Consider the following 6,636-nt stretch of genomic DNA (forward strand, 5'->3'; position numbering starts at 1 on the left):
TCTTAGTATATTATTTGTCTATTCTGCTTTTTTATCATTTTATCTCGTTCAATATAGTTATAAAATAAAAATCTATAATCATCTAGAAGAATACTACAAAAACGAAATAAAAATTATTTTAAATAAATGATTTATAGTCTTTTTATTTTCTGAATAATGAGATAGAATATAGTTTAAGTTGGAATATAGCAACTAAGGAGTCGATATAATGTCAGTAGTATTAATAGGATTTATGGGCGTAGGTAAAACTTCAATCGGTAATTATTTAGGTGAACATTATGACAAACCTTTAGTTGATATCGATACTTATATCGTTGAAACAACTAAACTATCAATTCCAGAAATTTTTGCTAAGTATGGAGAATCACATTTTCGAGATTTGGAAAAAAAATCACTGGAAGAATGGATTGATAAAGACGTTATTATTTCAACTGGTGGTGGTATTATTGAGTCTGAGGCATCAAGAAATGTTATGAAAGGTAATCCTCATAACATTTGGTTAAAATGCGATGTTGATACAGTTTATGAGAGAATTAATCATGACCCAAACAGACCAAATGCTAATGGAAAATCACTAGAAGATTTAAAAAGCTTGTATTCAAAACGAGAATCAAGTTATAATGATATCGCATTCATACATATTGATGCAGATAGACCTAAAGAAGTAGTTGTTACAGAGATTATTAATTCTCTGGACAAAGATATATTTGCGAATGATCAAAGTTAGAGAGAATGAATGAATAATTCATCGCCGAAGGAGCAAGCCATGTTAGTGTGAATCTCTCAGGCAAAAGGATAACTTTGTGACGCATTCCTGAAGAGTACTTCAACAGGGTAGCTTAAGCTACCCTGTTTTTTTATTATACATAACAAGAAGGGAAGAAAAATAATGGCTAATGAATTAAAAAAGACACCGTTATATCAAACGTATCTTGATCAAGGTGCAAAAGTGATTGATTTTTCAGGTTGGGCTTTACCAGTCCAATTTACAAGTATTAAGGAAGAACATAATGCAGTAAGAAATGAAGTCGGTATTTTTGATGTTAGTCACATGGGAGAAATTTTAGTAACTGGGGAAGAAGCGTCTAATTTTGTACAATATGCACTTACAAATGACATTACAAAACTTAACGATTCTAAAGCTCAATATACAGTCCTTTGTACTGAAGAAGGCGGTATTATTGATGACTTAGTGATTTATAAACTGAAGGATTCTGTATATTTATTAGTTGTTAACGCTGGTAATACTGATAAAGATTACGAATGGTTGAAAAAAATAAAAGGATTTAACGCAAAAGTAGAAAATAAATCATCAGATTATGGTCAATTAGCGATTCAAGGTCCTAAAGCTAGATCAATTGTTCAAAAACTAGTAGACGTTAATATTAGTGAAATGAAAATGTTTGAATTCAAACAAAATGTAACGATATTTGGTAAAGAAGTTATACTTTCTCAATCAGGCTATACAGGTGAAGATGGTTTTGAAGTATATTGTCATTCTGAAGATACGAAATTAATTTGGGATGGTTTTATAAAAGAAGGTGTAACACCATGTGGTCTTGGTGCACGTGACACTTTAAGATTAGAAGCGGGTCTACCATTACATGGACAAGATTTATCTGAAGATATTACACCATATGAAGCCGGGATAGGTTTTGCTGTAAAGCCATTGATTGAAGATGACTTTATCGGAAAAGAAGTTTTAAAAGAGCAAAAAGAAAATGGTGCTGACAGAAAATCAATTGGAATTGAAATGATTGATAAAGGTATACCAAGAACTGATTATGAAATTTTAGATACTGATGGTAATGAAATAGGTTATGTAACATCAGGTACTCAATCACCTTCTACAGGTAAATCAATTGCTATGGGCTTAATTAAAAAAGAAGAGTTTGAATTGGATAAAGAACTACTTATTCAAGTAAGAAAAAGACAAGTTAAAGCTAAAATTGTTAAAAAATCATCATTTAAATCATAGGAGTGAAAAAAATGGGTCATCGTTATATTCCTTTAACAGAGAAGGATAAATCAGAAATGTTAGATGTAATTGGTATTAAATCAGTAGATGAATTATTTACTGACATCCCTGAGTCAGTTAGGTTTAATCAACCTTTAAATATTAAAGAAAAGAAATCAGAAACAGCTTTATTAAGGGAACTGTCTCAACTAGCTAATAAAAATATTACGAGTGAAACTCATGCTTCATTTTTAGGAGCAGGCGTATACGATCATTATATTCCTACGGTTGTTGACCATGTAATTTCTAGATCGGAATTTTACACTGCATATACACCATACCAACCAGAAATTTCTCAAGGCGAGTTACAAGCGATTTTTGAGTTCCAAACATTAATCTGCGAACTTACAGGTATGGATGTTGCAAACTCATCAATGTATGATGGCGGGACAGCATTTGCAGAAGCAGCTGTATTAGCAGCTGGTCATACAAAAAAGAAAAAAGTTATTGTTTCTAAATCTGTACATTATCAAACTATTGAAGTACTTAAAACATATACGAAAGCTCAAGATATTGATGTTGTAGAAATAGATTTAGATGGCACTGTTACGGATTTAGAGAAATTAGAAGCTGCAATAGATGATGATACAGCAGCAGTTTGTGTTCAGTATCCAAACTTCTTTGGTTCTTTAGAAGATTTAGAAAAAATTCAAACATTAATTGAAGACAAAAAAGCTTTATTTATTGTTTCTAGTAACCCATTAGCTTTAGGTTTAATTACTCCTCCTGGAGATTTTGGTGCAGATATTGTAGTTGGTGATGCACAAGTATTTGGTATTCCAGCTCAATATGGAGGACCTCATTGTGGTTACTTTGCTTCAACTAAAAAATTAATGCGTAAATTACCAGGTAGATTAGTTGGACAAACTCAAGATGATGACGGGAACAGAGGTTTTGTATTAACATTACAAGCTCGCGAGCAACATATTAGAAGAGATAAAGCAACTTCTAATATATGTTCAAACCAAGCATTGAACGCATTAGCAGCTTCAGTATGTATGAGTGCATTAGGCAAAAATGGCGTCTATGAAATGGCTGAAATGAACATGGAAAACACGTATTATATGAAAAATAAATTGAAAGAAAATGGTTTTGAAGTTTTAGAAGGCATTTCATTTAATGAATTTGTTGTTAAATTTAGCCAGCCTATTGCAGAAATTAATGAAAAACTATTGCAAGATGGCTTTATTGGTGGTTTTGATTTAGGATTTGTAGATGACAATTTAAAAAATCATATGTTAATTGCTGTAACTGAACTAAGAACGAAAGATGAAATAGATACATTTATTGAAAAAGTAGGTGAATATAATGCGTAAACCATCAAGTGAATTAATTTTTGAAAGATCAAGAGAAGACAGATTTGCATATTCATTACCTGAAAAAGAAGTAGACAATCAAAACATAAAAGAAATTTTAGGGGATAAATTCACTAGAAAACAAAAAGCCGAGTTACCTGAAGTTAGTGAATTGGATTTAATGAGACATTATACTGAGCTATCTAATAAAAACCATGGGGTTGATACAGGTTTTTATCCACTTGGTTCATGTACGATGAAATATAATCCTAAAGTTAATGAAAAAGTAGCAAGAATGTCTGGGTTTGCAAATGCTCATCCACTTCAAGATGAATCAACTGTTCAAGGTTCTTTAGAAATCATTTATGATTTACAAGAACACTTAAAAGAAATTACAGGTATGGATGAAGTAACATTACAGCCAGCAGCAGGTGCACATGGTGAATGGACTGCATTATTAATGATTAAAGCTTATCATGAAGCAAACGGTGACTATAATAGAACGAAGGTTATCGTACCAGATTCTGCTCATGGCACGAACCCAGCTTCTGCAAAAGTCGCAGGTTTTGATACTGTCACTGTAAAATCTAATGATAAAGGATTAGTCGATATAGAAGATTTGAAAAAGGTTGTAGGTGATGATACTGCAGCTATTATGTTAACGAACCCGAATACTTTAGGTTTATTCGAAGAAGATATACTTGAAATAAGAGAAATTGTTCATAAAGCAGGCGGTAAACTTTATTATGATGGCGCAAATTTAAACGCAATTATGAGTAAAGTACGTCCGGGAGATATGGGATTCGATGCTGTTCATTTAAACTTACACAAAACGTTTACTGGTCCTCATGGAGGTGGCGGTCCTGGTTCAGGTCCGGTTGGAGTCAAATCTGATTTAATTCCATATTTACCAAAACCAACTGTTATTAAAGAGAATGATGTATATAAATTTGAACATGATATGCCAAATTCTATTGGTCGAGTAAAACCATTCTTCGGCAACTTTGGTATATATTTACGTGCTTATACTTATATTAGAACTATGGGTCCTGATGGTCTAAAAGCAGTATCTGAAGCAGCAGTATTAAATGCTAATTACATGTTGAGAAGATTACAAGATCATTTTGATACACCATATACGCAACATTGTAAACACGAATTTGTAATTAGTGGTTCAAGACAGAAAAAGCTAGGTGTAAGAACTTTAGATATGGCAAAACGTTTGCTTGATTTCAATTTCCATCCACCTACAATTTACTTCCCGATAAATGTTGAGGAATGTATGATGATTGAACCAACAGAAACAGAATCAAAAGAAACACTAGATGCATTCTGTGATACATTAATTCAAATTTCAAAAGAAGTTGAAGAAGATCCTGAATTGGTATTAGATACACCGCATACAACTGTTATTGGTAGACTAGATGAAACTCAAGCAGCTAGAAAACCAGTATTAAAATTCGAACTTTTAAAAGAAGAAAAAGTATAATGATAAAATAAAATAGCAGTGATGAATTCCAAAAAAACGGAATTTTTCACTGCTATTTTTTAAATATTAAAGCTTTTAATCTGGACGTTTTTAATCTATTTAGATTTAACTTTTCCTGTCCATTTTTTATATCCGCCTTTTAACATGTAAAGATCTGTGTAACCTTTTTTCTTCATCATTTTTGCGGCTCTATAACTTGCTACGCCATTGGCATCACAAAAGTATATAGGTTGATCTTTACGTAACCCTTGATATCTTGTGCGGAAAACACTCATTGGTATGTTTCTAGCACCAACGATATGACCATAGTCAAAATCGGCTTTTTCCCTTAAGTCTATGACTTGCGCCTTTCTTAATCCTTTGTGAAACTCATTTTGATCTAATTCTGTGACTGCGCGCTTATTTAATGTGTAGTTTATTGCCATATAAATGATAATCAAAACTAGGACGATGAGCGCGATGTACCAATAATTCATGGTCTAATTCCTCCCAATTTAACTCTATAACTACTATTATAAGATTTATTGTGAGATTTATCAAAATATATTTGCTAAAATAATAAAGTATATAGAATTTATCGAATAGGAGTTTTTATTGTGAAAGAAACTTGGCATTTTGTAAATACAAAATCTAGCAATCCGTTTTATAATATGGCTGTTGATGAAGCGCTTATGAATTTTGTAAGCAGGGAGGAAATTGATCCTGTAATAAGGTTTTATACTTGGAATCCAGCAACTTTATCAATCGGTTATTTTCAAAAACTCACTAAAGAAATAGATATTGAAAAGGTTAAAGAAAAAGGATTTGGTTTAGTAAGACGCGCAACAGGAGGCAGAGGTGTCTTACATGACAAAGAATTAACTTATAGTGTTATCGTACCAGAGTCGCATCCAAACATGCCTCAGACTGTAACTGAAGCATATAGAGTTATATCTGAAGGGTTGCTCGAAGGTTTTAAAGCATTAGGTTTTGAAGCTTACTTTTCGGTTCCGAAATCTAAAGAAGCAAGAGAAAAGTTAAAAAGTCCAAGAAGCTCAGTTTGTTTTGATGCACCGAGTTGGTATGAACTTGTAGTTGAAGGTAGAAAGATAGCTGGTAGCGCCCAAACTAGACAAAAAGGTGTTATCTTACAACATGGTTCAATTCTTCAAGATATTAATGTAGATGAATTGTTCGATATGTTTACATATAGAAATGATAGATTAAAAGAAAAAATGAAAGCTGCATTTATGGATAAAGCAATCGCTATAAATGATATTTCAGATCGTCACATTACATTAGAAGAAATGGAAACAGCATTCTATGAAGGTTTTAAAAAAGGACTAAATATTGAATTTAAACCATTAGAATTCACAGAATCTCAAAAAGAAGAAATAAAACACTTAGAAGATAAATATCGATCAGAAGAATGGACTTATAGAAAATAAAAAAATCCCAATCCGAAGTAAAAAAAATCAACGGATTGGGATTTTAATATTGAGAAGGGAATTTATCTCCCGATTTCATATTTATCTATTTTTTCTTTTGTTTTTACGAACTGCTTTTTTGTATTTTCTTTGATCGGGTGTTAAGAAGAAGAAATAATAAATTAAATAAATGATAATACCAAATATGATTAATGAAATAACCATTCTAATGAATCCCATAATAAAGAAATCAAGATTCATAATTAATCCAAACAATGCAATTATTATAATTAAATAAAACAAAAACTTTTTCATAAAATCTCACCTTAGTTTATTAGTCTATTTAATATATCATATTTCAGATAATACCTCACTTAATTTGACCTATTTCATCCTTCAAACCATTTAATTTATTAATAGATTCTTCTA

At 31.5% G+C, this 6,636-nt stretch carries 7 protein-coding genes and 1 riboswitch; of the genes, 5 read left to right on the top strand and 2 right to left on the bottom strand.

Annotated elements, in window-relative coordinates; translation table 11 throughout:
- Window positions 1-208 precede the first annotated feature (208 nt).
- From CD135_RS11725 to gcvPB, 4 genes are all read left to right on the top strand, one after another.
- On the top strand, window positions 209-727 hold the full coding sequence (locus tag CD135_RS11725) for a shikimate kinase (RefSeq protein WP_064205405.1): 519 nt from the start codon (window positions 209-211) through the stop codon (window positions 725-727).
- A riboswitch (glycine riboswitch) is annotated at window positions 714-809 on the top strand. (Overlaps the previous gene by 14 nt.)
- 80 nt (window positions 810-889) lie before the next feature.
- Complete coding sequence (gene gcvT / locus CD135_RS11730; RefSeq protein ID WP_103269518.1) at window positions 890-1,978, top strand: glycine cleavage system aminomethyltransferase GcvT; 1,089 nt, start codon at window positions 890-892, stop codon at window positions 1,976-1,978.
- Between the two features lie 11 nt (window positions 1,979-1,989).
- Window positions 1,990-3,333, top strand: coding sequence for an aminomethyl-transferring glycine dehydrogenase subunit GcvPA (gene gcvPA / locus CD135_RS11735; RefSeq protein WP_103269519.1), 1,344 nt, complete (start codon window positions 1,990-1,992; stop codon window positions 3,331-3,333).
- A complete protein-coding gene (gene gcvPB / locus CD135_RS11740) occupies window positions 3,326-4,801 on the top strand; it encodes an aminomethyl-transferring glycine dehydrogenase subunit GcvPB (protein ID WP_103269520.1) in 1,476 nt (491 codons plus the stop codon). Before gcvPA ends, gcvPB begins: the two co-directional genes overlap by 8 nt.
- A gap of 95 nt (window positions 4,802-4,896) precedes the next feature.
- Here gcvPB and CD135_RS11745 read toward each other — a convergent pair whose 3' ends face one another.
- The gene (locus CD135_RS11745; RefSeq protein WP_064205408.1) at window positions 4,897-5,277 is read right to left on the bottom strand and encodes a rhodanese-like domain-containing protein; all 381 of its coding nucleotides are present in this window, start codon (window positions 5,275-5,277) and stop codon (window positions 4,897-4,899) included.
- A 120-nt stretch (window positions 5,278-5,397) separates the two neighbouring features.
- Here CD135_RS11745 and CD135_RS11750 point away from each other — a divergent pair, with 120 nt between their 5' ends.
- Window positions 5,398-6,228 carry a lipoate--protein ligase family protein gene (locus CD135_RS11750; RefSeq protein ID WP_064205409.1) on the top strand — a complete coding sequence of 277 codons (831 nt, stop codon included), beginning with the start codon at window positions 5,398-5,400 and terminating at the stop codon, window positions 6,226-6,228.
- Window positions 6,229-6,309: 81 nt separating this feature from the next.
- On the opposite strand, the gene CD135_RS11755 is transcribed toward CD135_RS11750, so the two are convergent.
- A complete protein-coding gene (locus CD135_RS11755; RefSeq protein ID WP_017000249.1) occupies window positions 6,310-6,522 on the bottom strand; it encodes an SA1362 family protein in 213 nt (70 codons plus the stop codon).
- Between the last annotated feature and the right edge of the window lie 114 nt (window positions 6,523-6,636).

The organism is Mammaliicoccus lentus (assembly GCF_002902755.1).
Classification (GTDB): domain Bacteria; phylum Bacillota; class Bacilli; order Staphylococcales; family Staphylococcaceae; genus Mammaliicoccus; species Mammaliicoccus lentus.